Here is a 1,039-nt window from a genome sequence, read left to right as displayed (position 1 = left end):
CTAGAGCTCGCCAAAGAGCTCAATAATGTCAGCAAAGCCTGCAAGCTCATCGGCTACAGCCGTCAGCAGTTCTACGAAATTCGCCGTAATTACCAGACCTATGGCGCCGAGGGATTGCTCGACAAATTGCCCGGCTGTAAAGGGGCTCATCCCAATCGGGTCGCTCCCGAGATTGAACAGGCCATCCTCGATTACTCCCTCACCAGACCAACTCATGGCCCGCTGCGGGTCGCGCAAGAACTGGCTCTGCAAGGCATCAATGTCAGTGCGGGCGGTGTGCGTGGCGTGTGGCAACGGCACGACTTGCTCTCCAAGCACGACCGCTTGCTGCGCCTTGAGAAAACTCACCGGGAGCAGACCATTGAGCTCAATGACGAGCAGATTCGCCTGCTCGAACGCTTCAGCCCCGAGTTTCGCGAACGCCAGATTGAGGTTCACTACACCGGAGAACTGGTGGCGGTCGACACCTTCTTCGTCGGCGCGCTCAAGGGGGTTGGCAAGGTGTATCTGCAAACCGTGCTGGACTGCTATAGCCGCCACGCCTGGGGACGGCTCTACACCAGCAAGCTGCCGGTGACCTCGGTTCATGTGCTCAATGAAACGGTACTGCCGTTTTTCGAGGCCCACGAGGCACGGGTCTATACCATCCTGTCGGATAACGGGCGCGAGTTCTGTGGACGAGCTGACCACCATCCCTACGAGCTGTTCCTGCAACTGGAGGGGATTGAGCACCGGACAACCAAGGTACGCAGGCCGCAGAGCAACGGCTTTATCGAACGGCTGCATCGCACACTGCTGGATGAACACTTCCGTATCAAGGGGAGGACGACCTGGTATGAGTCGGTAGAGCAGATGCAGACAGACCTGGATAGCTACCTGGAACACTACAACACCCAGCGGCCACATCAGGGCAGGATGATGGAGGGACAGACGCCTTACAGCATGTTCAAGAAGGGTCTGAAATTGATACCGAAGGAAGTGCGCACTAAAGTAGCGTAAACAAGACACCGGTTTGAGGCCGGTGTCAGGTGATAACTAG

Annotated in this window: 1 protein-coding gene; it reads left to right on the top strand. The window is 57.1% G+C overall.

The window, feature by feature from the left end; all coding sequences use genetic code 11:
* Positions 1-999: IS481-like element ISAs19 family transposase (locus OKC30_RS21035; protein ID WP_270665467.1), on the top strand; the 999-nt coding region annotated here is incomplete at its 5' end.
* Between the last annotated feature and the right edge of the window lie 40 nt (positions 1,000-1,039).

The sequence above is a fragment of the Aeromonas sp. QDB18 genome, from assembly GCF_027705325.1.
Lineage (GTDB): Bacteria > Pseudomonadota > Gammaproteobacteria > Enterobacterales > Aeromonadaceae > Aeromonas > Aeromonas caviae.
The sequence above is the reverse complement of the archived record's forward strand: the minus strand, read 5'-3'. Positions and strand labels throughout refer to the sequence as shown.